Genomic DNA, 23,698 nt, shown 5'->3' on the forward strand with positions numbered 1-23,698 from the left:
ATCAATTTGCTATTATATTTTGACTATCTTCTATATAGTTTAGATTGCTAAAGTTGTTGAGTTTATCTATGCATCATACCGTTTTCATTTTTTTATGTTTTATCCAATTAGCATTATTTACCAGTAATGCTAATGCTGAAGCTGTAGAAAAATATGTCGATATTTCATTGCGTGATGATGTTTATACTGATTATCTAGTGTTTTTAAACGACCGAGATGTTTTATCGATAGACAGCTTTGAGGGGGTTAGAATTCGCCGTGATGTTGTCGATATGATCATCGCCCAACAAGCACTTGCTTTAGGTGGGTTTCAATCTAAGTTTAATTACTTCCCGGGCCGCTCTAATTATCGAAATGCAAAACTGCTTGAACAAGGCAGTTTGTTAATAAGTTTTGATACTTATTGGTTAGAAGACGCCAAAGCTATCGATTATGCAATATTTGTCAGTGAGCCTGTGATCCGAAAAGGTGAATATGTTGCTGGTATTTACGCTAACCCAAAAAATGAATCGGTATTTAATATCCTTTATTTGGAAGACTTAAATCAGTTTACAGCTGTATCCACACCTAAGTGGAAAACTGACTGGGCAACACTGTCTTCTTTGCCATTAAAAGAGCTCATCAGGGAAGACCGTTGGTTAGGTATGGCTAGGATGGTGGATAAAATGTGGGTCGACTTCATGTTAATGCCTTTTTATCGCTCTGAGGACAAAATTTACCGCCTTGAGAATATAACGTTAAAACCGGTTGAAAACGTTGCTGTGGTTTTGAACGACAGTCGACACTTTGTCATCAGCCGTGCCCACCCATTAGGCTCTGAAGCTTTTTCGGCGTTACAAAAAGGCCTAAAAATATTGCGTGAGCAAAAGAAAATAGCCCGCGCTTATAAAGAAGCTGGCTTTTTCATTGACCGCAATAAATATAAGATTCTAAATCCTGTCCAGTAACCCGATATTAATTATTTACAAAACCAGATTGGTAAATTAGTCATTCGCCACTAATACTCTTTACTATCTTTTGATGTGTATATGAGGTGAGATATGGACGCCAAATTACCTTTGTATGACTCGCTGGGTTTATCCGCGGCGCAAGGACGATTTCCGCAAGCTGATTCTTTAGTCAATGTCTATGATGTAATGGATTTAGACATTATCTTATCTAGCCATCCAAACTGGGCGCGGATCAGTCAATTTCCCCCACTATTTTTACATAACAATCCTAAATTTATCCTCGATTCCGCGTTTGCTGCTGATACATTTGAAAATGAACATATAAATGTGGCGCATTTAAAGTTCAGTGATAGGGCTGAATCAACACCTGATGGCCATAAGCAATTTTATCGCCTGTGTTTATTCTCAACCGCTGACCCAACTTACCCAATTGCGTTTGGTGCAATGGACATTGAGTTACTGAAAGATTGGCAAGTTAAAGAGCAGGTAAATAACGAAAACGAATTTGCTTTGCGACTTGAATTTCTTCACAACTATGTTGTGCCCGAGTTTCGAGAACTAGGGTTAGCGAAATTGCTCAGTGCTGCAATGGGCGATATTTTCTGGCACCAGCTACAGCATGTTATGGAGCAGCTAGAAGATACTGACTTTTTAGTTAGACCAATTATTAAAGGCCATGTGACTAAGGCGGGAGGTTCGATGATTTTAGATATTGTTGAACGCGAAATGCGAATGATGTCCAAGCTATTTGCTAAAGAAGAGCGAGACTTTAGGTTAGAGCCTACTTTGATTGACTCTCCTGAGATAGCTGAGCCTGCTTAAGTTCAAAGTCTTGAGTGACAATGGCTAAGGCTTTTAACGCTTCATCTGTTGGTACTTGGTTTTCTTCGAGCAGTTGAATTAAATCTACTGCTAATTTGACGTGGTACGGGGCGGTTTCTAGAGACATTAGGTGATCTATTTTGATGTTTTTCTATCGCAAAGGAGAGGGATGCAACTGCCTTTGACAGTTGCATCGAAGGCTATTTTTCAGCAGCGTCTTCTGAGTCTTCTTTTTCTTTTAAAAATCTAAGCGCACTTTTTATCGCAGTATTAACGTTCATTTCCATTTGCAATCTTTCTGCTTGCGGCAAGTAAAACGCCATATCCACTTCATAACGAATATACTTAGGTGGAAGTTGATTCAGCACTAAACAACTCAAGTCAGCCAGAAAATCAGAGCCTTTTGAATCTGCTAATCCTGAGTCGGTTAATTTATCTACTACTAACTTCTCATAATAATTATGGATGTCGTCGTCTAACTTCATGTAAGCCTGCCTAATTTGTTTCTTGCTTAATGCAAACTTAGCTGCAATCGATTGATTTGCCAAGCGGATATTTACACTTTAGCTAAAGCTTGCTCGAAATCAGCGATAAGATCGTCCAAGTCTTCAATGCCAATCGACAGCCTGATCATATTTTCACTGATGCCCATTTCTTGTCGTCTAGCTAATCCCATCTCGTAGTAGATGGTAGGTGCTACTGGTATAGCCAAAGTGCGATTATCGCCTAAATGAGTCGAATTAATCACAAGTTGTAAGTCATTTAAAAATTGAATGCAGTCTGTACCTTCAACTAAATCAATACTCATTAACCCACCAAAGTATTTGAAGTAATCAGCTGCTCTTTGGTGCTGAGGGTGAGAAGGTAGTCCCGGATAATACACTTTGGCAACTTTAGGGTGGCTTCTGAAAAATGCAGCAAGGTTAAGTGCATTTGCACAGATTTTGTCTAAGCGTAATGCAAGTGTTTCCGCACCGACTGACAATAAGTGACAAGCTTCAGAAGCAATACTGCCACCCATATCGCGAAGACCTTTTTTCTTTATTTGGGTGATACCCCACAAATTCGTGTCGGCTTTTTTATAACAATCTGCAATGTTCGGGTAATCTTGCCAATCAAAATTACCAGTATCTGTAACCCAGCCACCAAGTGCATTGCCATGCCCTCCAAAGTACTTTGTCAAAGAGCCGACAATTAAATCGACGCCATATGATTTAGCATCAAATAAATAAGCGGGGGTCATTGTTGTATCGGCAATAAATAGAATTTTATTTTGCTTGCAGATTTGGTTTATACCCTCAATATCAGCCACTTGAGTGACGGGGTTGGCAATAGTTTCAGTAAAAACAATTCGGGTATTGGCTTTGACTTTTTCCTGAACATTAGCGGCATCGGTCACATCGACAAAATCAACATCTATTCCATATTGTTCTAGCTGTTGCATAAAGCTATTGGTGTTGCCAAACAAATAGTGGCTAACAATAATATGATCACCGGCTTTTAATAGGCTTAGCAAGCATGTTGATATTGCTGACATACCCGTGGTAAAAACACAGGCACTCACGCCACCTTCCATATCACAAATCATATTTTGCAGTGCAACGACACTGGGGGTTGATGAACGGGCATAAGCATGATTGGCTGATTTGCCTTGGAAAACATCAATCAAGCCTTGAACATCTGGGTATTCAAATAGCACTGAGTTGTGTAAGGGTTGGTGAACCGCTCCCGCTTCTGGCTGTTGTTGGCGGTCTGAATGAACGATGCGAGTGGTAAAGCCTTTTGCTTTCATCAAAGTCTCTTGTATACAATCAAAAAAGTTAATGGAACTGAGCGATTAGATTGGATGTCTATTGCTTCACTTTCAGTATATGTGAATATTTTCGAGTTATAGTCTTATTAAGGTGATTTTATGTCAATCCAGAACCACAAAGTAACATGGCAAAAAGAGCGTCAATTTTTAGCTACATCCGACAGTGGCCATGAGGTTTTATTGGATGGCCGTGGAGCCGCCGATGGTCCAAGGCAAGCGGCAAGCCCAATGGAAGTTGTGGCGCTGGGGTTAGGAGGATGTTCCTCTGTCGATGTTGTTTCTATTTTAGAAAAGAAGAAACTGGCCGTCAGTGGATGTGAAGTTCTGGTTAAAACAGTGCGAGCGGAATCAGTACCTGCTGTTTTTACGCATATCCATCTACACTTTGTTATCACAGGTAAGGATATTCCCGAAAAAGCCGTTGAAAGAGCAGTCAGTTTATCGGCTGATAAATATTGCTCTGTGTCTAAAATGTTAGAGGCGGGTAAGGTTGAGATCACCCATGATTTTGAAATTGTGGAAGGGTAATCTAAAAAATCGTTTGTAATTATCTGTTTTAATCATTTTTATCTTCGCCATCGCTGGCTTAGACTAAGCACATCAAATCAGTAACAACTTTAATTTAAGAGAATGTGATTATGTTAGAGAATAAAGAAGGACAAACTGTACCAAACGTTGATTTCCCTGTACGAGTAAATGACGAATGGCAAACATGGAATAGCGAACAATTATTTAAAGGTAAGACGGTGGTTTTATTTGCCTTACCAGGCGCATTTACGCCAACTTGTTCGTCTACACATTTACCGCGTTATAACGAGTTATCGGGCGTTTTTAAAGCTAATGGTGTGGATGACATTATTTGTTTATCTGTTAACGATACATTTGTGATGAATGCTTGGGCAGCTGATCAAAATGCACAGAACATTACGTTTTTACCTGATGGTAATGGCGAGTTCAGTGAAAAAATCGGCATGTTAGTTGATAAAACTAATATAGGTTTTGGAAAACGCAGCTGGCGCTATTCTATGTTAGTGAAAGATGGCGTGATTGAAAAAATGTTCATCGAGCCAGACGTTGAAGGCGACCCGTTCGAAGTTTCAGACGCAGATACCATGCTAGCTCACTTCGCTCCAGAAGCTGTTAACAAAGCTGAAGTAACTATTATTACTAAACCTGATTGTCCTTTCTGTGCTAAAGCAAAAGCGCTACTAGCAGAAAAAGGTTATGCCTATGAAGAGTTAACGCTAGTCGACCAAATCTCTATCTCTGGTTTAAGGGCTTTATCTGGTCGTGATACTGTGCCTCAAGTATTTATTGATGGCCAGCACATTGGTGGAAGTGACGACCTAGAGGCTCACTTTGCGTAAGCTCAGCGCAATAAAGTAAAGAAAAGTAAAAGTGCGCCTTTGATGCGCACTTTTTTTGCCTTCACAGTCTGAATAGGTATTCGTAAAGTGAATAACTGGAGAGTACTATTATGAAGCTTATGCATCTTACTTTGATTACTGTATTAATTAGCTTTGCTAATACCGCTTTAGCAGGGCAGTTTGAGATTAATTGGCAGAATGTAGAGCATTACAGCGATGTCAAACGCACAGGGATTACACCCCAAGAAAGTTATAATAACTTTATTATTAAAGAACTCAGCGAAGAGATAATCTATCTCACTGAACAATTACCCAGTGAACAAACTTTAGTAGTCAACATTACAGATGTGAATTTAGCCGGTTGGGTTGATCCAAGGTTAATGCCTGAGCGAGTTAGGGTAGTTGTCGATCATAAACCTGCTCAAATCACACTGAATTACCAACTTGTTGAGGCTGATAAAATTATCAAGCAGGGCAATGTTGAATTAGACGATAGGGGTTTTAGCCCCACGCGAACGGCTGGCAATGAGACGCTTTACTATGAAAAAGAATTGATACAAAAGTGGTTTAGACAAACGTTTGCTTAAATATAAAACACAAAAAAATGTGGGCCTTATGGCCCATTTTTTATTACAACGTTTTTAAGTTATATTGCGTATATAAAGTAATGATAGGTTGTTAAAAACAATAGGTGGCAGATGAAACAGCTTTTATTAGTGTTAGGATTATTGGTCGCACCTCTATCTCAAGCTGCAAAGCTAGATATAAAGTGGCAAGACTTTGAAAGCTTTACCGATGTTAAAAGAGACGATATTCGCACGCAGCAGAAATTTAATGCTTTTATAAAAAAAGAATGGTCTGAAGAATTACACAAGTGGGCTGTTAAATTGCCTGAAACCCAAACGCTTAAAATTGAATTTACTAATATTGATTTAGCGGGTTGGAATGATCCAAGACTATTACCAGATAGAGTAAGAATAATTAATCAGGCCAAACCTGCCAAAATTAATTTAACGTATGCTTTGTACGAGGGAGAAAAGCTCATTGCACAAGAACAAGTTCAACTGAGTGATAAAGGCTTTAGCCCAACTGCATCGAGTATGCGATTAAAAGATACTTTCTACTATGAAAAAGCGCTGTTAAAAAAGTGGTTCAAGAAAACTTTCCAATAAAGACAAAAAAGCCGAATCAGTGATTCGGCTTTTTCTTAGTATTTTAGTTTTAGCCTTAGCCTTCTCTTGCTTCACAAGCGGCAAGTGTATTCTCTATTAAAGTGGCTACTGTCATTGGACCAACACCACCTGGTACAGGTGTAATATAACTAGCAGATTGCTCTGCTGCTGCAAAACCAACGTCACCGACTAACTTTCCAGTATCTAAACGGTTAATACCAACATCAATCACCATCGCGCCTTCTTTGATCCATTCACCAGGAATAAATTCAGGTTTACCGACAGCAACAACAACTAAATCTGCACGGCGGACATGCGCTTCTAAATCTTTAGTGAAGCGATGGCATACTGTTGTTGTACAACCTGCTAACAGAAGCTCAAGTGCCATAGGACGACCTACAATATTAGATGCACCTACTATTACGGCATCCAAACCGTGAAGGTCAACACCTGTAGACTCTAGTAAAGTGATAACGCCTTTTGGTGTGCAAGGGCGAAGAGCTGGGATACGTTGAGAAAGTCTGCCCACATTATAAGGATGGAAACCATCTACGTCTTTTTCAGGCAAGATTCGCTCGATAACACTGGTTTGATCTAAACCTTCAGGTAGTGGGAATTGTACTAAAATACCGTCTATTTCATTATCGGCGTTGAGTTGGTCGATTAACTCGAAAAGTTTCTCTTGTGTAGTATCAGCCGGTAAGTCGAAAGATTTAGAGATGAAACCCACTTCTTCACACGATTTACGCTTACTACCTACATATACTTGAGAAGCGGGATCGGCTCCCACTAATACCACTGCTAAACCTGGCGCTCGCTTTCCAGCTGCAATACGAGTCGCTACTTTTTCTTTTACATTGTTTTTTACTTGTTGGGCTATTTGTTTGCCATCAATAAGCGTTGCGGACATAGTGGAGTTAACCTTTTAAAAAATCACTAATATATACTGCGAAGTATTGTCTCATGATTACAAAATCATATTCAATCTGTTATTTACTGTGATAAAAGCTAATCTGTATTCAATAAATGTTTAAGAAATATGCATTTCAAAAAAAACATGAAAAAACTGAAAAAAAACTGAAAAAAACGTTTGACCCGCCCCATAAGTATCAGTAATATGCGCCCCGCAGTTGAGGCAGACCTCAAAAGCAAATGTCGGTGATTAGCGCAGTTTGGTAGCGCACTTGGTTTGGGTCCAAGGGGTCGCAGGTTCAAATCCTGCATCACCGACCACTTTCTTTAGGATTGCCTTTAGGCATAGCAAGAATATGCGTCCTTAGCTCAGCTGGATAGAGCAACGCCCTTCTAAGGCGTGGGTCGTAGGTTCGAATCCTACAGGACGTGCCATTCTTTCTTCTACGTGGTGGCTGTAGCTCAGTCGGTAGAGCCCCGGATTGTGATTCCGGTTGTCGCGAGTTCAAGTCTCGTCAGCCACCCCACTATCGGTGATTAGCGCAGTTTGGTAGCGCACTTGGTTTGGGTCCAAGGGGTCGCAGGTTCAAATCCTGCATCACCGACCACCTTCTTTCTTATATTCTTTTTTTTATTATCCTCAAACGAATTGATAGATCATTTTTCTACTATCTCTCAATCCTTACTCGACTATCGCTTAACTCACCGCTATAATGCCGCGTCATTTTATTAATCGAATTTTTATCAGTGGCTATAACGGTCGTAAGATCACGAAATGAGAAACTGGTAAGTTGTTTTAAAAATAAGGGTGTGACACACCCGAAAGGATCATTAAGCGAATCATCGCTTAGAAATTTTGAGGTAGAAAAATGCAAGTTTCAGTTGAAACAACTCAAGGTTTAGAACGCCGAGTTAAAGTTACTGTTCCAGCGGACAATGTTGATAAAAAAGTTACAGAGCAATTACGCCGCTTATCTAAAACACAACGTATCGATGGTTTCCGTCCTGGTAAAGTACCAGTAAAAGTTATCGAAAAGCGTTACGGCGCAGCTGTACGTCAAGACGTTGCAAATGAAGTAATGCAACAAAACTTCTATCAAGCTGTTATTCAAGAGAAGTTAACACCAGCTGGTGCACCTCAAATTGAAATCGACAACTTAAAAGCGGGTGAAGATTTCTCTTTCACTGCAACTTTTGAAGTTTACCCAGAAGTAACGGTTGAAGGTTTAGACAAATTAGAAGTTGAAGCAGTTTCTGCTTCAGTTGAAGATGCTGACCTTGACAACATGCTTGAAACGCTTCAGAAGCAACACGGTGAGTGGAAAGACGTTAAGCGTATGCCTAAGAAAGGCGACAAAGTAACAATTAACTTTGTTGGTTCTATCGACGGTGAAGAGTTCGAAGGCGGTAAAGCTGAAGGTTTCGACCTTGAATTAGGTTCTAACAGCATGATCCCAGGTTTCGAGAAGGGTATCATCGGTCAAAAACGTGATGAAGAATTCGATTTAGAAGTTACTTTCCCTGAAGATTACCAAGCAGAAAACCTTAAAGGTAAAGATGCAGTATTCAAAGTAACAATCACTAACGTTCAAGGTTTAACTTTACCTGAAATCAACGAAGAATTTACTAAGTTATTCGGTGTTGAAGAAGGTGGTGTTGATGCGCTTAAAGCAGAAGTTCGCAAAAACATGGAACGTGAATTAACAAACGCTGTTAAGAATACGAATAAACAAGCTGCTATCTCTGCAGTTGTTGATGCGGTTGAAGTTGAATTACCAAAAGCATTAATCGACCAAGAAGTAGAAGCGTTACGTCAACAAGCATTACAACGTTTTGGTGGTGATGCTTCTAAAGCGCCTGAATTACCAGCTGCTTTATTTGAAGAGAATGCAACACGTCGCGTTAAGACTGGTTTAATTTTATCTGAAATCGTTAAAGCTAACGAAATCAAAGCAGATGACGAAAAAGTTGATGCGTTAATCGCTGATATGGCTTCTGCATACGAAGATCCAACTGAAGTAATCAACTACTACAAAGGCAATGAAGAAATGTTAAACAACATTCGTAACGTTGCAGTTGAAGAACAAGCAGTAGACTTCGTACTTGAGCAAGCTCAAATCACTGAAGTAACTAAGTCTTTTGACGATATTATGAATAAACAAGGTTAATTCGATTAATTTACATTGACGAATTACCTTAATGCTTGTTTTAATGGCTTGAATGTTCGCATTCAAGCCATTTTTATTTGAGTAAAGGAATTTTCCACAATGCAAACGAATTTCGACCCGCTTAATGCATTGGTCCCAATGGTCATCGAGCAAACCGCAAAAGGTGAACGCTCATTTGACATTTATTCTCGTTTATTAAAAGAACGTGTCATCTTTTTATGTGGTCAAGTTGAAGATCACATGGCTAACTTAATTGTTGCTCAATTATTATTCTTAGAGTCAGAGAACCCAGATAAAGATATTTATTTATATATCAATTCTCCTGGTGGTTCTGTGACTGCAGGTATGGCTATCTACGATACGATGAAGTTTATTAAACCAAATGTATCAACAGTTTGTATCGGTCAAGCTGCAAGTATGGGCGCGTTTTTATTATCTGCAGGCGAGCCTGGTAAGCGTTTCTGTTTACCGAATTCTCGTGTAATGATTCACCAACCTTTAGGTGGTTTCCAAGGTCAAGCATCTGATTTTGAGATCCATGCTAAAGAGATATTAAGTATAAAAGAAAAGCTAAATCGATTATTAGCTGAGCACACTGGACAAGATTACGACAAAGTTTGTGATGACACAGACCGAGACAATTTCTTAAGTGCAGCTGAAGCCAAGGAATATGGTTTGATTGATGATGTGTTAACGCATCGTAATCATGATTTAAATAAGTAAAAAAATTGACTAAACTTTAGTTTAGTTAGAGTAAGTTCAAAGGTAGCTAGATGACAGATACCCCAAAAGGTGAAAACTCAGACGGCAATGGCAAGTTATTGTATTGCTCGTTTTGTGGTAAAAGCCAACACGAAGTCAGAAAGTTAATTGCTGGGCCATCTGTTTTTATTTGTGATGAATGTGTTGAGTTATGTAACGACATCATCCGTGAAGAAATAAAAGAAATCGCACCTAAGCAAGAAGGCGATAAATTACCAACGCCAAGTGAAATCCATGCTCACTTAGACGACTATGTAATTGGTCAAGAAGTGGCAAAAAAGGTTTTAGCTGTTGCTGTTTATAATCACTACAAACGTCTTCGCAAAGGTGATGTAACAGCATCGGGCGTAGAGTTAGGTAAAAGTAATATCCTACTTATTGGTCCGACTGGTAGTGGTAAAACACTCCTTGCAGAAACAATGGCTCGTTTATTAGATGTGCCATTCACTATGGCTGATGCAACTACATTAACTGAAGCCGGTTATGTTGGTGAAGATGTAGAGAACATCATTCAAAAGCTATTACAAAAATGCGATTACGATGTAGAAAAAGCACAACGTGGCATTGTTTACATCGATGAAATTGACAAGATTTCAAGAAAATCTGATAACCCTTCAATCACACGTGATGTGTCTGGTGAAGGTGTACAACAAGCATTATTAAAACTCGTTGAAGGTACAATTGCTTCTGTTCCTCCTCAAGGTGGTCGCAAACATCCTCAGCAAGAGTTTTTGCAAGTTGATACGTCTAAAATCTTATTCATCTGTGGCGGTGCATTTGCTGGCTTAGATAAAGTTATCGAGCAAAGAACTGCAACTAATGTTGGTATTGGTTTTGGCGCTGAAGTTCGCAGTAAAGACGAAGAGCGTTCATTGTCTGATACTTTCTTAGATGTTGAACCGGAAGATTTAGTTAAATATGGCTTAATTCCTGAGTTCATTGGTCGTTTGCCTGTTGTTGCAACATTGACCGAACTTGATGAAGATGCCTTATTGCAAATCTTACGCGAGCCTAAAAACGCACTGACTAAACAATACGGGGCCCTTCTGGAAATGGAAGGTGTTGAACTTGAGTTTAGAGAAGATGCATTACGCGCAATTGCCAGAAAAGCAATGGAGCGTAAGACAGGTGCACGTGGACTTCGCTCAATCGTTGAGAATGTTTTGTTAGATACTATGTATGATTTACCTAACATGGAAAATGTTAGCAAAGTGGTCATTGATGAAACAGTTATTGGTGGCGAATCGAAACCAATCCTAATTTACGATAATCCTGAGCAAGCACAAGCTGCTTCGGAATAATCTTTCTAGAATAAAAAGCGAGCAATAGCTCGCTTTTTTTATATTTACCGCTAACTTATTGAAAATAAGCATTGATCTGAATTACTCAATCCCCATATAAATTCAATGCACATTTAATTTCTTGCCAAAAAAGAGAGCCCGAAACATGACACAAGAAAATTCTGGCCAAATAAATATCCCAGTTTTAGCACTACGTGATGTGGTTGTTTACCCGCATATGGTGATCCCATTATTTGTGGGAAGAGAAAAATCTATTCGTTGTCTTGAAGCGGCTATGGAAAATGAAAAACAAATTTTCCTCGTTGCGCAAAAAGATGCATCAATTGACGATCCAACAAAAGACGATCTGTACCCAATCGGTACCGTTGCCACTATTCTTCAGTTACTCAAATTACCTGATGGTACGGTTAAAGTTTTGGTTGAAGGTAATCAAAGGGCGAGTATTCAAGATTTCACCGATACTGAACAGCATTTTGTCGCTGATATCGAAATGTTGAGTATTGAAGAAATCGATGAGCGCGAGCAAGAGATCTTAATTCGTTCTGCAATTTCTCAATTTGAAGGTTATGTAAAGCTCAACAAAAAAATTCCACCAGAAGTGCTGACTTCATTAAATGGAATTGACGAACCTGCACGTTTAGCTGACACCATGGCTGCTCATATGCCATTAAAGCTGGAAGATAAGCAGAGTGTACTAGAGATTTTAGACGTCAGTGAGCGTTTAGAGTTTTTAATGGCATTAATGGAAGGCGAAATCGATTTATTACAAGTCGAGAAAAAAATTCGTACCCGTGTCAAAAAGCAGATGGAAAAGAGCCAACGTGAGTATTATTTGAATGAGCAAATGAAAGCAATTCAAAAAGAACTCGGTGAAATGGAAGAAGGCCAGCCAGATGAGTTTGAGACGTTAGCACAAAAAATCAAAGACGCTAAGATGCCAAAAGAGGCAGAAGAAAAAGCAACTGCAGAATTACAGAAACTTAAAATGATGTCTCAGATGTCAGCAGAAGCAACTGTCGTTCGAAGCTACATCGATTGGATGATCAATGTACCTTGGGTTAAGCGTTCTAAAGTTAAGAAAGACTTACCAAAAGCTCAGGAGATCCTTGATTCTGATCACTTTGGTTTAGATAAAGTGAAAGAACGCATTATCGAGTATCTTGCAGTACAGAGCCGTATTAGTAAGGTTAAAGGTCCTATCTTGTGTTTAGTAGGCCCTCCAGGTGTTGGTAAAACGTCTTTAGGCCAATCTATTGCTAAGGCAACCGGTCGTAAATATGTTCGTATGGCACTAGGTGGTGTACGTGACGAAGCTGAGATTCGTGGTCACCGCAGAACATACATAGGCTCTATGCCAGGTAAGTTGATTCAAAATATGTCTAAAGTGGGGGTTAAAAATCCATTATTCTTACTTGATGAAATCGACAAAATGTCTTCGGACATGCGTGGTGATCCTGCTTCTGCATTATTAGAAGTGCTCGATCCTGAGCAAAATGATAGCTTTGCCGATCACTACTTAGAAGTTGACTACGACTTATCTGATGTGATGTTTGTGGCAACAAGTAACAGTATGAATATTCCTGGTCCATTATTAGATCGTATGGAAGTTATTCGTTTATCGGGTTACACAGAAGATGAAAAGTTAAATATTGCTACGCGTTATTTACTACCAAAGCAGATCAAACGCAATGGTTTAAAAGAAGCAGAAATTGATGTTACTGAATCAGCAATTTTAGGCATTATCCGTTATTACACTCGTGAAGCCGGTGTACGTAGTCTTGAACGAGAAATTTCAAAGCTGTGCCGCAAAGCAGTTAAAAACATCCTACTCGATAAGAAGATTAAGAAAGTCACGATTGATGGTGAAAACCTAAATGACTTCCTTGGTGTTCAACGTTTTGATTATGGTAAAGCTGATAACAATAACCAGATTGGTCAAGTGACAGGTTTAGCTTGGACACAAGTTGGCGGTGACTTACTTACCATTGAAACGGCCTCAGTAATGGGTAAAGGCAAAACAACGGCAACAGGTTCGTTAGGCGATGTAATGCAAGAGTCTATACAAGCGGCTATGACGGTTGTGCGTTCTCGAGCTGAAAAGCTGAGAATTAACCCAGAGTTTCACGCTAAGCGCGATATTCACATCCACGTACCAGAAGGTGCTACACCTAAAGATGGGCCTAGCGCGGGTATTGCAATGTGTACTGCCTTAGTTTCAAGTTTAACGGGGAATCCTGTGCGTTGTGATGTAGCAATGACAGGTGAAATCACATTACGTGGTGAAGTGCTGGCTATTGGCGGTTTAAAAGAAAAGCTATTAGCTGCACATCGCGGTGGTATTAAAACGGTCATTATTCCAAAAGATAATGAACGCGATTTAAAAGAGATTCCAGATAACGTTAAAGCTGATCTGGCTATTCACCCGGTTAAGTGGATTGACGAAGTTTTAGAGTTAGCGCTACAGGAAAATCCAGAAGGTTTTGAACCTGTAAATCAAGATGACTTAGAAAAAAAATCTGATTAAAGAAAGCTTGATTTTTGCTAAATTCAGGGTTAGCGTTCTGTAGCCCTTTTGTGACAAGGGCTACAGAAAAGTAAAAAAAAACACTTTTTTTGCTTTTAAGCGTAAAACAAGCTTGAATACTGCTTCTAAGACTGATATAAATTTTGACGAAACGCTTAACAAGGCATTACGTCAGCTTAAGCGACATATAATAACAATCAAGGGGATGATAAAGTGAACAAGTCTCAACTTATCGATAAAATTGCTGGCGGCGCGGATATTTCTAAAGCAGCTGCAGGACGTGCATTAGATTCTTTAATTGAAGCGGTAACTGATGCTTTAAAGGAAGATGATCAAGTTGCATTAGTTGGTTTTGGTACTTTCTCTGTACGTGAGCGTGCTGCTCGTTCTGGCCGTAATCCACAAACAGGTGAGACTATCCAAATTGCTAAAGCTAATATTCCTGCATTCAAGCCAGGTAAAGCTTTAAAAGATGCTGTAAACAGCTAATCTTTATTTGTGATTGATTAATTCAACAGGCTTTGGCTAATACCCAAAGCCTGTTTCATTTAAAGCGCAACAAAAACTTCTAAAGCACCCATAATTATTATAAATAAAGGTGCCTCAAACCTAGTCAAGTCTTAGGCCGATGGTTACAATATCGCGCAACAAAATAAAATAACTATTCGAGAAAATCATGTTAGAAAGAATCCGTGAAGGTAGCCAAGGTGTTGCTGCCAAAGCCATATTAGGCTTAGTTATCGCGAGTTTCGCATTTGCTGGTGTTGGTTCATATATCAATATGCGTGGTGACATTGCAGCGGCTGAAGTTAATGGCGAAGAAGTATCTCAAAGAGATTTCGTTCAAGCGTTAGAGAGCGAAAGAAACCGTATGGAATCTCAGTATGGTCAAATGTTTTCACAATTGGCTGCAAACCCTGAGTACATGCGTAATTTCCGTGACAGTGTATTAGAGAAACTAATTAATCAAGAGTTAACGGATCAAGCTGCGAAAAATTTGAGTCTTCGTGTTAGTGACGAAGAAATCAAAGAAGCTATCTTTGCAATGCCTGCATTCCACATCGATGGTAAATTTGATAACTCATTATTCTTACAAACCATTACGCGTGCAGGTTACCAAGCATCGACTTTCCGTGAAACATTACGTGCGGATATGACGCGTTCTCAACTATTACAAGCATTAACGGCTTCTGAGTTCTCTTTACCGTCAGAGTCTGATGCTTATCAAAGCTTAATGTCTCAAACGCGTGACTTTACTTACGCTACAGCTAATGTTGAACAATTCAAAGCTGACGTGAGAGTTGAAGCATCTCAACTAGAAGCTTTCTATCAACAGAATATTGCTCGTTATGAAACTCAAGAAGAAGTGGCTTTAGCATACATTGAGTTGAGAGTTGAAGATTTAATGGCAGGCGTTGATGTTACTGATGCTGAGCTAGAGTCTGACTATGAAAGCAATAAAGCAGCTTACACTTCTGAAGAGCGTCGTCGTGCTTCGCATATCTTAATCGATTTTTCATCAGGCGAAGATGAAGCAAAAGTAAAAGCTGAAGACTTACTTGCGCAAATCAAAGCTGGAGCAGATTTTGCTGAACTTGCCAAAGCGCATTCAACAGATACGTTTTCTGGTGAAAATGGCGGTGATTTAGATTTCTTTGCTAAAGGTGTTATGGCACCTGAGTTTGAAGAAGCGGCATTTAGTTTAGCGAATAAAGGTGATGTTTCTGAGCTTGTTCAAACTGATTTTGGTTTCCATATTATCAAATTAACGGACGTAGAAGCACAAGCGGTTAAGAGCTTTGCTGAAGTGAAAGATGAAATCGCTGATAAAATTAAACGTGAAAAAGCGAACATCTTATTTGGTGAAAAGCAGCAAGTTATTGCTGATTTAGTTTTTGAAGTATCTGATTCACTTGACGATGCAGCTGCTGAAGTAGGTATTGAAGTTAAGACAACTGAGTTATTCAATCGTAACAACGCACCTATTGCCGTTTCTAATGCATTAGTGCTGAACGCTGCATTTTCTGAAGAAGTGGCTAAAGACGGTTACAACTCAGAGGTGATTGAGTTATCTGCTGATCACATGATTGTTGTTCGTGCAAATGATTATAAAGCTGCTCGTACTCAAACATTAGATGAAGTAAAACCACAAGTAGAAGCTGCTGTTACTCGTGAACAAGCAACAAAAGCCGCGCAAGAATGGGCACAAGGTGTACTTGCTAAATGGTCTGCTGGTGAAGATGTAACTGAAGCTCTTGCTGAAAAAGGCGCTGTGTTAAAGTCTGTTGAAGCAATTGGTCGCGATGCAGGTGATATGCCATCAGCTGTTCGTGAACAAGCGTTTTCTTTAGCGAAACCAGTAGAGGGTGAAGTTAGTGCAACATGGTTAGATGTAAACCAACAAGTTGCAATTGTTCGCCTTGATAAAGTAACGGATCAAGCGGTAGTTGCTGATGGGTCTATCACACAGCGTTTACAAGCGGCTTATGCCGATGCTTCTTACCGCGCATTCATCGCGTCATTAAAAGACAGCGCTGAAATCGTAAAGGTTAATCAAGCTGAGGCTGAGCAATAATTGCCAATCAATATTAAAAAAGGCCGCATTTAGCGGCCTTTTTTGTTTTTACTAGGAATCTAAAATTATTTAATTTCTTTTAGCATTTGCTGACTGTATAGCAGCTTGCGGGTAGCTGTGTGTCTTGGGTTGGCAAATACCTCTTGAGTGTTTCCTCGCTCAACAATCTTTCCGCTATCCATCACAAACACTTTATCACTGATGTGTTGCACAATTTGCAGGTTGTGAGATACAAAGATATATGCCAAACCAAAGGTTTGTTGTAATTCTAAAAACAGGTTTACCATTTGTGATCGCGTTGATGGGTCCATCGCAGCAAAGGGTTTATCTGCAACTATGATTTGAGGGTCAAGAATAAGTGCTCGTGCAAGTGCTACACGCTGTTTTTGACCACTCGACAGCATATGTGGGTAATACCAAGCATAATCAGCTAAAAGGCCTACACGGTTAAGAATTTTTTTTACTTTTTCTTCACGCTCTTTTGCAGACATCAAAGTATTGAGTTTTAATGGCTCTTCAAGTGTTTTGCCAATTGGTAAACTCGGGTTGAGTGAGGTTGCTGGGTCTTGAAAAATCATTCTTATATGGCGAGAATGATGACGTAAATTCGTCATATCTAGCTTTTTACCATTGAGAATGACACTGCCCGTTGTCGCATTTTCTGCCCCTGCGAGCAGTTTCGCTAAGGTTGATTTTCCTGAGCCACTATCACCAACAATCGCTAAAGTCTCGAATTTATCTAGGCTGAAGCTAATTTTTTCAAGAGCAACACTGCTTTCTTTTTTCCAAAAAGAGCGTTTGGTATAACTTTTTGATAAGTCGATAACTTCGAGCAGTGTCTTATTCATTGCCTTTTCGCTCCATGTTTACAGGAAAATGGCAATGGTAAATGTGGCCATGCAGCTTTTTGGCTTTTGGTGTTTTAACACATTGTTTCTGAGCTTTAGGGCAGCGAGGCCCCAATCGGCAACCTATAGGAAGGTGTTGAACAGGAGGTGTTGTACCTTCTAAAGCAAATAAAGGCGATTTGTGTGCACCTGGCTCACTAAACTTTTTGATATTTTGAAACAGGATTTGAGTGTAAGGGTGCAATGGACGTTTTAAAATCGCTTTTTTAGTACCTGACTCAACACTCTGGCCAGCGTATAAAATACTGATATCATCTGACCAATTGGCAATGGCGTTTAAATCATGGCTGATAAGTAAGATAGACATGTCTTTACTTTCATTGAGCTTTTGCAGCAGACGCATGATTTGAACTTTTGTTGTACTTTCCATTGCATCTGTTGGCTCATCAGCAATCAGTAATTTCGGATTACGGGCAATAGCCATTGCTATCATAACCTTCTGGCATAACCCTTCAGAGAGCTCGTGAGGGTAGCTACTCAAACATCTTTGGTAGCTTTTAATTCCAACTTTTTTAAGTAGGCCCTCAGCGTGCTTGTGGCGAGCTTGTCGTCGCCCCCAAAATGAATTAGGCAATTCCGAGCTTGGGATGACTTCTTCTATTTGTTCAATAATTGGTGCTGTAGGATCAAGACTGCGAGATGGTTCTTGGAAAATCATGGCGATGTCTCTGTGGATGATAGCTTGGCGCTGTTCATCCGACATTCGCAGTAAGTCCTGATCTTGCCAGAATAAGCGATCGGCTTTAACCGACCATTCTCCATCTAGCAAACCCATAATAGCTTTTGCGACGAGTGTTTTTCCCGATCCAGACTCACCGACTAAGCCATGAATACTGCCATTTCTGAGCGTTAGGCTCATTTTATCTATCGCATTAATAGTGCGATATTCATTTTCCAAAGAAACGGTTAAGTTGCGAATATCTAATAAAGGCATACTATTGAGTCCGGAACTTAATCGCTCGGCGCAGGCTGTGGCCGATAATATTAACACTTAATAAGCACATGAACATAAATACCCCTGGTAGGGTAACAAGCCATGATGCTCGATAAAGCAAATCGATACCTTCGTGCAGTAAGGCTCCCCATTCGGGTGTTGAGGGGTCGGCACCTAGGCCTAAGAAACCGAGTGCAGCGATATCAAGCATGGCAGTTGATAGTGCAAAGGCAAATTGAATGACCACAACATCTAGGATATTAGGTAAAACTGAACGCGTTAGTATTTGCCAATCGTTGGCACCATCTAACCGTGCAGCAATAATGTATTCTTTTCTGAGTTCTTGGCGAATAGCATTTCGTGTATGGTGAATAAAGTGGGGCACCAGAGCGAGAAATACGGCCCAGACTGCATTCTCTAAACCTTGGCCTAATATTGCCACAATGACAATTGCTAGTAACAAAGAGGGAATGGATAAAATTGAGTCGAGTAAGTGGTTGAATAAGCTTGATTTAAAGCCTCTGCTCATACCAGCCATAGCACCTAATGTACTACCCGTTAGCATTGCACAAAGCGATACAATAATTGCGCTTCCAAAGGTTAGTTGAGTACCGTGCAATAAACGCGATAAAAAATCTCTTCCTAAATCATCAGTGCCTAACAAGTAGTCAGCATCGCCATTAGCGTTCCAACTAGGTGGTACTAACATTTGATCAGGGTTTTGATAATAAGGGGAATAGGGAGCTAAGATTGGCGCTAAAATCGCAATCACTGTGAAAACCATCACTATCCACAGTGATATCCAAGCTATGTGGTTGTTTCTGAAGTTTCGCCATATTTGCGACAGCGGAGTAGGAAAGTGCGTTTCATTGTATATCGACTGAGCCATAACTACTTCCTAATCAATGGATTAAGTACGGTATGCAGTACATCAACGATAATGTGCATAAACATAACAAAAGTTGCTACTACAATTAGTCCTGCTTGGATGGCTGGATAGTCTCGTTGATAAATCGCCTCTATTAGCCAATTTCCTATGCCTGGCCAACTGAAAATAACTTCTGTAATCATCGCACTTGTCATTAGCGTGTTCAATGTTAGGGCTATTTGCGGTAGCACGGGTAACAAGGCGTTACGCAAAATGTGTTTTCTAATCAATTTCCAGTTAGATAAGCCTTTTGTTTTTGCGGCTTTAACATAACTGGTTTGCATGACCTGGATAACAGATGAGCGGGTTATGGTCAAAAACAAAGTAATGGGAACCATAGCCAAAGTTAGTGTTGGTAGAATTAAGTGCGACATGGCATCTTTTAATGCTAACCATTTGTAGTCTGCTTGCAATAACAAAGTATCGAGCAATACAAAGCCTGTGATATTTGGTATTTCGTACAATAAGTGATGTCTGCCAGACATTGGCAAGAGTTTAAAATTCAATGACAAAAACAGGATAAACAGTAAACCGAGCCAGAAAATAGGAATTGAATTGGCAACAATCGAAAATGAATAAAGTACATTGTCTGTTGGCTTTTTATGTTTAATGCCTGCCAATATGCCTAATGGAATACCGATAAAAATAGCGATTAATAAAGCGTAGACACTTAGCTCTACTGTGGCAGGTAGTACTTGCTTTATCTCATCAAGTACCGGGGTTTGGGAGTTTAAAGATAAACCCAGATCACCAGAAAAGGTACGTTGGATATACGCCCAATATTGCACGACTAAGTTTTCATCAACTTTATAAGCTTCTGTTAAGGCGATGTATTCAGAATAAGTGAACTCTTTGATACCACTATAGTTTTCAACCGGATCGCCTGGAAATAAATGTCCCAGTGAAAAACCTATCAAGCTGATGATGAATAAAGTGGATAGCATTAAATTAAAGCGACGTAAAAGAAATGCAAACATTTAGTGCTTCTCCACTTTGGCAAAATTAATCCCAGAATAAGGACTAAAATTCAAATTGGTTACACGCGTGCTCTTAGCTTGAAATCGCATCGAATGGGCAATTGGTAAAATTGGCATTTCTTCACGGAGAATTTCTTGAGCTTTATGGTAGTGCTTTCGGCGTGCTCTTTGGTCTTTAGCGTTTAAAGCCAGACGAATTTGGTCGTCAAATTCTTGATTACACCAAACTGAACGATTTGCGCCTACTATGGTAGCAGAGCAGCTCAATATTGGGCTAAAGAAACTATCTGGATCTGGCGTATCAGCAGACCAACCAATTAATACCGTATCGTGTTTACTTTCAGATAAAGCGCGTCTGAACGTTGTCCATTCAAAACTAACCACATTAACCTTAATACCAATTTGTTCAAGGTCTTGGCTGATCAACTCTGCCATTTTTAGCGCATTGGGGTTGTATGGTCGCTCAGTTGGCATTGCCCAAATATTCATTGTGAAACCAAAGGGTACACCTGCTTCACGCAACAGGTTTTGAGCCATTGCTGGGTTGTACTTTGGATTTTTGACCTTGGGGTTATACGCCCAAGATAAAGGTGGTAGCAAGCCATTTGCAGGGAATGCTGTGCCATAGTAGACCGCTTGCATAATTGAATCTTTATCAACGGCCATCGATAAAGCTAACCTAACTTTTGGGTTATCAAATGGTGGTTTGATGGTATTAAACGCCCAAAAAGCGGTGTTCATAGCCGGTTGCGCTTGTACTTCTATTTCTTCTGATTGCTCAAGAATGGCCATTTCACTTGAAACAGGATAAGCAATGACATCACAAGATTGAGTCAAGATTTTAGCTAAGCGGGTAGAGCTTTGAGTCGTTATATCGAAAACCAATTGTTTGATTTTCGGTTTACCTTCCCAGTAATTAGGGTTGGCGTAATACCTGATATAAGCATCTTTTTGATACTTTACAAAGTGATAAGGCCCGGTACCTATTGGGTAATTGTCGATATCGTCAAATTCATTCAGTACTTCAAGCTGAGTACCATACTGTTCAGATAAGATGATTGAATAATCACTGGCGAGTTGATGAATGAAGCTGTGATCGGCTTGGTTTAATTCAAAGCGGACAACGTAATCAGAAACCTTGACGATATCAGCAATATTTTCGCCTAAGTTAACACTATCAAAGAAGGGATAAATACCGCCGCCAGTATCGTGAAAAGGGTGATCCTTTAATCGCCAGCGATTAAAAGAAAATAACACGTCGTCAGCATTAAACTCTCGAGTAGGGATAAAATAAGGTGTGCGGTGAAACTGAACCCCTCGTCTTAATTGGAAAGTATAGTGTAAGCCGTCTTCTGATACTTGCCAATAACTGGCCAAATCATGGGTGATACTGCCATCTTCCTCATCAAACTTAATGAGTGTGTTGTAAAGCTGTCTGGCGGTTGCATCAAGTGTTGTGGCAGAATTGGTCAATTGAGGATTGAAGCTTTCAGGGTTGCCTTCTGAACAATAAACGACACCTTGTTTGAGCACGCCAGATTCTTGCTTTTGACACCCAAGCATCACAGCAATAGAACAGAGCATTGATAATGTGTAAAACAGTTGGCGCATTGTTTTTATTGTTTGTCCTGATCCAACAAATTATATTTTTTTAGGTAGCCTCTTAACTGGTGATAAGTGACCCCCAGTAGCTCAGCCGTTTTTTTCTGGTTGAACTGTGCAGATTCTAACGCTTTTTTAAGCATTTGAATCTCAAAATTTTGAGATTTTTGTTTAAAATTGAGCGGAAATGTTAAATTTATTTGATCTGCAGCATGAATTACTGGCGTTTGAATGTGTTTTTCTTCATTTTCTTCGCTAGATTCCTCTTCTTTAATGTCCTGAGTTGCTGCATGAGTGCTACTTGCTGTTGTCTTTAAAGATTGAGCCGTTGGTCTGAAAGGTGACGCAAAAGGGTCTAAAATAACATCGCGTATCGGAGAGTGAGGTGATTGCAGTCGGTACAAGCTTCGCTCGATGACATTTTTGAGTTCACGAATGTTGCCAGGCCAGGCATAATTGAGTAAGGTGCGTTTGGCTTTTTCACTAAATCCAGAGAAAAATTCGAACTCAAGTTCTTTGGCCATATTCACTGCAAAGTAATCGGCAAGCATTAAAATATCTTCTTGTCTTTCTCTGAGTGGGGGCAGTGTAATCACCTCAAATGCTAATCGATCGAGTAAGTCCGCTCTAAATCGGCCTTGTTCAACTAAAGAAGGTAAGTCCTCGTTTGTCGCAGCAATTAACCGTGTATCCACTTTTACCGTTTTAGCCCCACCAACACGTTCAAATTCACCGTACTCAATGACTCTAAGTAACTTTTCTTGAACTAAAGATGAGGTGTTAGCTAACTCATCAAGAAATAAAGTACCACCGTTGGCTCTTTCAAAGCGCCCTTCATGACGCTTGCTGGCACCTGTGAAGGCGCCCGATTCATGACCGAATAGTTCACTTTCAAGCAAGTTCTCATTCAAAGCTGCACAATTAAGACTGAGGTAATTTTGCTGCCAGCGCTCAGATAAATAATGCAATCGAGCTGCAATGAGTTCTTTACCTGTTCCGCGCTCACCAATGATCAAAACTGGCTTATGCAAAGGTGCTAAACGGGATACTTGGTCAAGTACAGCCAAGAAGTGATTAGATTGGCCGAGTAGGTTATCTCTAGTGTTTGTGGAATTCATCTTTTTTTGGTCAAAAAAACTATTTGTTGGTTATTTTTCTTATTTTAATCGCTTTTGATTATTTTGCTATTTAATTTTTAAATCCTTAAAAATCAATGATTTAATTGTTTTTTAACAGGTTGGCATAGTTCCTGATAACAATTTAAGTGTCGGATAGGTTAATTGTAACCAACTTATTTAAAGAGAGAGATGTATTATGGGTATTTTTTCACGCTTTGCAGACATTGTTAATTCTAACATTACCGCGCTGCTTGATAAGGCTGAAGATCCTGAAAAAATGGTGCGTTTAATCATTCAAGAAATGGAAGACACATTAATTGAAGTGCGTTCTTCTTCAGCAAGAACTTTAGCCGATAAAAAAGAACTCACTCGCCGTTTGGCCCGCTTGAAAAAAGAAATCGAAAGCTGGGCAGATAAAGCAGAATTGGCCATCAGTAAAGGGCGCGATGATTTAGCAAGAGCGGCACTTATTGAAAAAAGTCAGTTAGAAGAGCAAGCAGAAAGCTTAGCAGCAGAATTAACATTATTAGATGAGCAGATTGACCGTTTACAGGACGAAATTGCTCAACTGCAAGAAAAGCTTATTGATGCTAAAAATAGAAAACAAGCACTGGCATTAAAGCGCAAAACAATGAGCTCTCGTTTAGATGTTAAAAAGCAAATTGATTCGGGTAAATTAAACGACACGCTCAATCGCTTTGAACATTACGAGCGAAAAATTGATGAATTAGAAGCTGATGTCGAAAGTTATGACTTAGGCAATAAAAGCTTGGCTGATGAATTCGCCGAACTAGAAGCATCAAGTAAAGTTGATGACGAATTAGCTGCATTAAAAGCGAAAGTCGCTAAAAAAGATAAGGAATAA

At 39.7% G+C, this 23,698-nt stretch carries 22 protein-coding genes, 4 tRNA genes and 1 pseudogene; 17 read left to right on the top strand and 10 right to left on the bottom strand.

Annotated elements, in window-relative coordinates:
- Window positions 1-68: 68 nt before the first annotated feature.
- Together HR060_RS13100 and HR060_RS13105 are read left to right on the top strand one after the other, a co-directional pair.
- Window positions 69-947 carry a hypothetical protein gene (locus HR060_RS13100; RefSeq protein WP_217434930.1) on the top strand — a complete coding sequence of 293 codons (879 nt, stop codon included), beginning with the start codon at window positions 69-71 and terminating at the stop codon, window positions 945-947.
- A 93-nt stretch (window positions 948-1,040) separates the two neighbouring features.
- Window positions 1,041-1,772, top strand: a complete 732-nt coding sequence (locus HR060_RS13105) for a hypothetical protein (RefSeq protein WP_174200750.1) — start codon at window positions 1,041-1,043, stop codon at window positions 1,770-1,772.
- On the opposite strand, the gene HR060_RS13110 is transcribed toward HR060_RS13105, so the two are convergent.
- The 3 genes from HR060_RS13110 to HR060_RS13120 all read right to left on the bottom strand — a co-directional run bounded on the left by HR060_RS13110 (window position 1,732) and on the right by HR060_RS13120 (window position 3,564).
- Entirely contained in the window at window positions 1,732-1,899 is a 168-nt protein-coding gene (locus tag HR060_RS13110) for a YbaM family protein (protein ID WP_174200751.1), read from the bottom strand. The two genes, HR060_RS13105 and HR060_RS13110, sit on opposite strands and share 41 nt — an antisense overlap.
- 73 nt (window positions 1,900-1,972) lie before the next feature.
- Window positions 1,973-2,257, bottom strand: a complete 285-nt coding sequence (locus tag HR060_RS13115; protein ID WP_174200752.1) for a late competence development ComFB family protein — start codon at window positions 2,255-2,257, stop codon at window positions 1,973-1,975.
- 71 nt (window positions 2,258-2,328) lie between these two features.
- Window positions 2,329-3,564, bottom strand: coding sequence for a cystathionine gamma-synthase family protein (locus HR060_RS13120; RefSeq protein WP_174200753.1), 1,236 nt, complete (start codon window positions 3,562-3,564; stop codon window positions 2,329-2,331).
- 120 nt (window positions 3,565-3,684) lie between these two features.
- On the opposite strand from HR060_RS13120, the gene HR060_RS13125 reads away from it, so the two are divergent.
- The 4 genes from HR060_RS13125 (at window position 3,685) to HR060_RS13140 (ending at window position 6,124) form a co-directional block, all read left to right on the top strand.
- The gene (locus HR060_RS13125; RefSeq protein WP_174200754.1) at window positions 3,685-4,113 is read left to right on the top strand and encodes an OsmC family protein; all 429 of its coding nucleotides are present in this window, start codon (window positions 3,685-3,687) and stop codon (window positions 4,111-4,113) included.
- A 110-nt stretch (window positions 4,114-4,223) separates the two neighbouring features.
- A complete protein-coding gene (locus HR060_RS13130) occupies window positions 4,224-4,952 on the top strand; it encodes a glutathione peroxidase (protein WP_174200755.1) in 729 nt (242 codons plus the stop codon).
- A gap of 110 nt (window positions 4,953-5,062) precedes the next feature.
- Entirely contained in the window at window positions 5,063-5,539 is a 477-nt protein-coding gene (locus HR060_RS13135) for a DUF3016 domain-containing protein (protein WP_174200756.1), read from the top strand.
- Between the two features lie 111 nt (window positions 5,540-5,650).
- Window positions 5,651-6,124, top strand: coding sequence for a DUF3016 domain-containing protein (locus HR060_RS13140; protein ID WP_174200757.1), 474 nt, complete (start codon window positions 5,651-5,653; stop codon window positions 6,122-6,124).
- Window positions 6,125-6,179: 55 nt separating this feature from the next.
- Here HR060_RS13140 and folD read toward each other — a convergent pair whose 3' ends face one another.
- Window positions 6,180-7,034: a bifunctional methylenetetrahydrofolate dehydrogenase/methenyltetrahydrofolate cyclohydrolase FolD gene (gene folD, locus HR060_RS13145; protein ID WP_174200758.1), complete on the bottom strand. Its 855-nt coding sequence runs from the start codon at window positions 7,032-7,034 to the stop codon at window positions 6,180-6,182.
- Between the two features lie 246 nt (window positions 7,035-7,280).
- Between folD and HR060_RS13150 the strand changes: the two genes are divergently transcribed.
- From HR060_RS13150 to HR060_RS13195, 10 genes and pseudogenes are all read left to right on the top strand, one after another.
- Window positions 7,281-7,357, top strand: a tRNA-Pro gene (locus tag HR060_RS13150).
- Between the two features lie 37 nt (window positions 7,358-7,394).
- Window positions 7,395-7,471: transfer RNA gene (locus HR060_RS13155), tRNA-Arg, on the top strand.
- Window positions 7,472-7,487: 16 nt separating this feature from the next.
- Window positions 7,488-7,563 (top strand) — tRNA-His (locus HR060_RS13160).
- Window positions 7,564-7,567: 4 nt separating this feature from the next.
- Window positions 7,568-7,644, top strand: a tRNA-Pro gene (locus HR060_RS13165).
- A 261-nt stretch (window positions 7,645-7,905) separates the two neighbouring features.
- Entirely contained in the window at window positions 7,906-9,204 is a 1,299-nt protein-coding gene (gene tig / locus HR060_RS13170) for a trigger factor (RefSeq protein ID WP_174200759.1), read from the top strand.
- Window positions 9,205-9,303: 99 nt separating this feature from the next.
- Complete coding sequence (gene clpP / locus HR060_RS13175; protein ID WP_174200760.1) at window positions 9,304-9,927, top strand: ATP-dependent Clp endopeptidase proteolytic subunit ClpP; 624 nt, start codon at window positions 9,304-9,306, stop codon at window positions 9,925-9,927.
- Between the two features lie 50 nt (window positions 9,928-9,977).
- Window positions 9,978-11,267 carry an ATP-dependent protease ATP-binding subunit ClpX gene (clpX, locus tag HR060_RS13180; protein ID WP_174200761.1) on the top strand — a complete coding sequence of 430 codons (1,290 nt, stop codon included), beginning with the start codon at window positions 9,978-9,980 and terminating at the stop codon, window positions 11,265-11,267.
- A gap of 145 nt (window positions 11,268-11,412) precedes the next feature.
- Window positions 11,413-13,791 carry an endopeptidase La gene (gene lon, locus HR060_RS13185; protein WP_174200762.1) on the top strand — a complete coding sequence of 793 codons (2,379 nt, stop codon included), beginning with the start codon at window positions 11,413-11,415 and terminating at the stop codon, window positions 13,789-13,791.
- Between the two features lie 207 nt (window positions 13,792-13,998).
- A pseudogene (locus HR060_RS13190) lies at window positions 13,999-14,280 on the top strand (HU family DNA-binding protein); the annotation flags it as partial.
- Between the two features lie 187 nt (window positions 14,281-14,467).
- Entirely contained in the window at window positions 14,468-16,366 is a 1,899-nt protein-coding gene (locus HR060_RS13195; RefSeq protein WP_174200764.1) for a SurA N-terminal domain-containing protein, read from the top strand.
- Window positions 16,367-16,431: 65 nt separating this feature from the next.
- On the opposite strand, the gene HR060_RS13200 is transcribed toward HR060_RS13195, so the two are convergent.
- From HR060_RS13200 to pspF, 6 genes are read right to left on the bottom strand one after another with little or no spacing between them, the layout of a single operon-like run.
- On the bottom strand, window positions 16,432-17,214 hold the full coding sequence (locus HR060_RS13200) for a peptide ABC transporter ATP-binding protein (RefSeq protein ID WP_174200765.1): 783 nt from the start codon (window positions 17,212-17,214) through the stop codon (window positions 16,432-16,434).
- Window positions 17,207-18,208, bottom strand: coding sequence for an oligopeptide/dipeptide ABC transporter ATP-binding protein (locus tag HR060_RS13205; protein WP_174200766.1), 1,002 nt, complete (start codon window positions 18,206-18,208; stop codon window positions 17,207-17,209). Before HR060_RS13205 ends, HR060_RS13200 begins: the two co-directional genes overlap by 8 nt.
- A 1-nt stretch (window position 18,209) precedes the next feature.
- Complete coding sequence (locus HR060_RS13210) at window positions 18,210-19,097, bottom strand: ABC transporter permease subunit (RefSeq protein ID WP_174200767.1); 888 nt, start codon at window positions 19,095-19,097, stop codon at window positions 18,210-18,212.
- A gap of 2 nt (window positions 19,098-19,099) precedes the next feature.
- A complete protein-coding gene (locus HR060_RS13215) occupies window positions 19,100-20,113 on the bottom strand; it encodes an ABC transporter permease (RefSeq protein WP_174200768.1) in 1,014 nt (337 codons plus the stop codon).
- Window positions 20,114-21,724, bottom strand: a complete 1,611-nt coding sequence (locus HR060_RS13220; RefSeq protein ID WP_174200769.1) for an ABC transporter substrate-binding protein — start codon at window positions 21,722-21,724, stop codon at window positions 20,114-20,116.
- A 5-nt stretch (window positions 21,725-21,729) separates the two neighbouring features.
- Complete coding sequence (gene pspF / locus HR060_RS13225) at window positions 21,730-22,833, bottom strand: phage shock protein operon transcriptional activator (protein ID WP_174200770.1); 1,104 nt, start codon at window positions 22,831-22,833, stop codon at window positions 21,730-21,732.
- 196 nt (window positions 22,834-23,029) lie between these two features.
- Between pspF and pspA the strand changes: the two genes are divergently transcribed.
- On the top strand, window positions 23,030-23,698 hold the full coding sequence (gene pspA / locus HR060_RS13230) for a phage shock protein PspA (protein WP_174200771.1): 669 nt from the start codon (window positions 23,030-23,032) through the stop codon (window positions 23,696-23,698).

It is taken from the genome of Marinifaba aquimaris, from assembly GCF_013328345.1.
In the GTDB taxonomy this organism is placed as follows: domain Bacteria; phylum Pseudomonadota; class Gammaproteobacteria; order Enterobacterales; family Alteromonadaceae; genus Marinifaba; species Marinifaba aquimaris.

What these genes read in the sequence shown, in the direction of transcription:
- HR060_RS13100 (WP_217434930.1), top strand. Translation starts at nt 69, where the DNA reads ATGCATCATACCGTTTTCATTTTTTTATGTTTTATCCAATTAGCATTA.
- HR060_RS13105 (WP_174200750.1), top strand. Translation starts at nt 1,041, where the DNA reads ATGGACGCCAAATTACCTTTGTATGACTCGCTGGGTTTATCCGCGGCG.
- HR060_RS13110 (WP_174200751.1), bottom strand. Translation starts at nt 1,899, where the DNA reads ATGTCTCTAGAAACCGCCCCGTACCACGTCAAATTAGCAGTAGATTTA.
- HR060_RS13115 (WP_174200752.1), bottom strand. Translation starts at nt 2,257, where the DNA reads ATGAAGTTAGACGACGACATCCATAATTATTATGAGAAGTTAGTAGTA.
- HR060_RS13120 (WP_174200753.1), bottom strand. Translation starts at nt 3,564, where the DNA reads ATGAAAGCAAAAGGCTTTACCACTCGCATCGTTCATTCAGACCGCCAA.
- HR060_RS13125 (WP_174200754.1), top strand. Translation starts at nt 3,685, where the DNA reads ATGTCAATCCAGAACCACAAAGTAACATGGCAAAAAGAGCGTCAATTT.
- HR060_RS13130 (WP_174200755.1), top strand. Translation starts at nt 4,224, where the DNA reads ATGTTAGAGAATAAAGAAGGACAAACTGTACCAAACGTTGATTTCCCT.
- HR060_RS13135 (WP_174200756.1), top strand. Translation starts at nt 5,063, where the DNA reads ATGAAGCTTATGCATCTTACTTTGATTACTGTATTAATTAGCTTTGCT.
- HR060_RS13140 (WP_174200757.1), top strand. Translation starts at nt 5,651, where the DNA reads ATGAAACAGCTTTTATTAGTGTTAGGATTATTGGTCGCACCTCTATCT.
- folD (WP_174200758.1), bottom strand. Translation starts at nt 7,034, where the DNA reads ATGTCCGCAACGCTTATTGATGGCAAACAAATAGCCCAACAAGTAAAA.
- tig (WP_174200759.1), top strand. Translation starts at nt 7,906, where the DNA reads ATGCAAGTTTCAGTTGAAACAACTCAAGGTTTAGAACGCCGAGTTAAA.
- clpP (WP_174200760.1), top strand. Translation starts at nt 9,304, where the DNA reads ATGCAAACGAATTTCGACCCGCTTAATGCATTGGTCCCAATGGTCATC.
- clpX (WP_174200761.1), top strand. Translation starts at nt 9,978, where the DNA reads ATGACAGATACCCCAAAAGGTGAAAACTCAGACGGCAATGGCAAGTTA.
- lon (WP_174200762.1), top strand. Translation starts at nt 11,413, where the DNA reads ATGACACAAGAAAATTCTGGCCAAATAAATATCCCAGTTTTAGCACTA.
- HR060_RS13195 (WP_174200764.1), top strand. Translation starts at nt 14,468, where the DNA reads ATGTTAGAAAGAATCCGTGAAGGTAGCCAAGGTGTTGCTGCCAAAGCC.
- HR060_RS13200 (WP_174200765.1), bottom strand. Translation starts at nt 17,214, where the DNA reads ATGAATAAGACACTGCTCGAAGTTATCGACTTATCAAAAAGTTATACC.
- HR060_RS13205 (WP_174200766.1), bottom strand. Translation starts at nt 18,208, where the DNA reads ATGCCTTTATTAGATATTCGCAACTTAACCGTTTCTTTGGAAAATGAA.
- HR060_RS13210 (WP_174200767.1), bottom strand. Translation starts at nt 19,097, where the DNA reads ATGGCTCAGTCGATATACAATGAAACGCACTTTCCTACTCCGCTGTCG.
- HR060_RS13215 (WP_174200768.1), bottom strand. Translation starts at nt 20,113, where the DNA reads ATGTTTGCATTTCTTTTACGTCGCTTTAATTTAATGCTATCCACTTTA.
- HR060_RS13220 (WP_174200769.1), bottom strand. Translation starts at nt 21,724, where the DNA reads ATGCGCCAACTGTTTTACACATTATCAATGCTCTGTTCTATTGCTGTG.
- pspF (WP_174200770.1), bottom strand. Translation starts at nt 22,833, where the DNA reads ATGAATTCCACAAACACTAGAGATAACCTACTCGGCCAATCTAATCAC.
- pspA (WP_174200771.1), top strand. Translation starts at nt 23,030, where the DNA reads ATGGGTATTTTTTCACGCTTTGCAGACATTGTTAATTCTAACATTACC.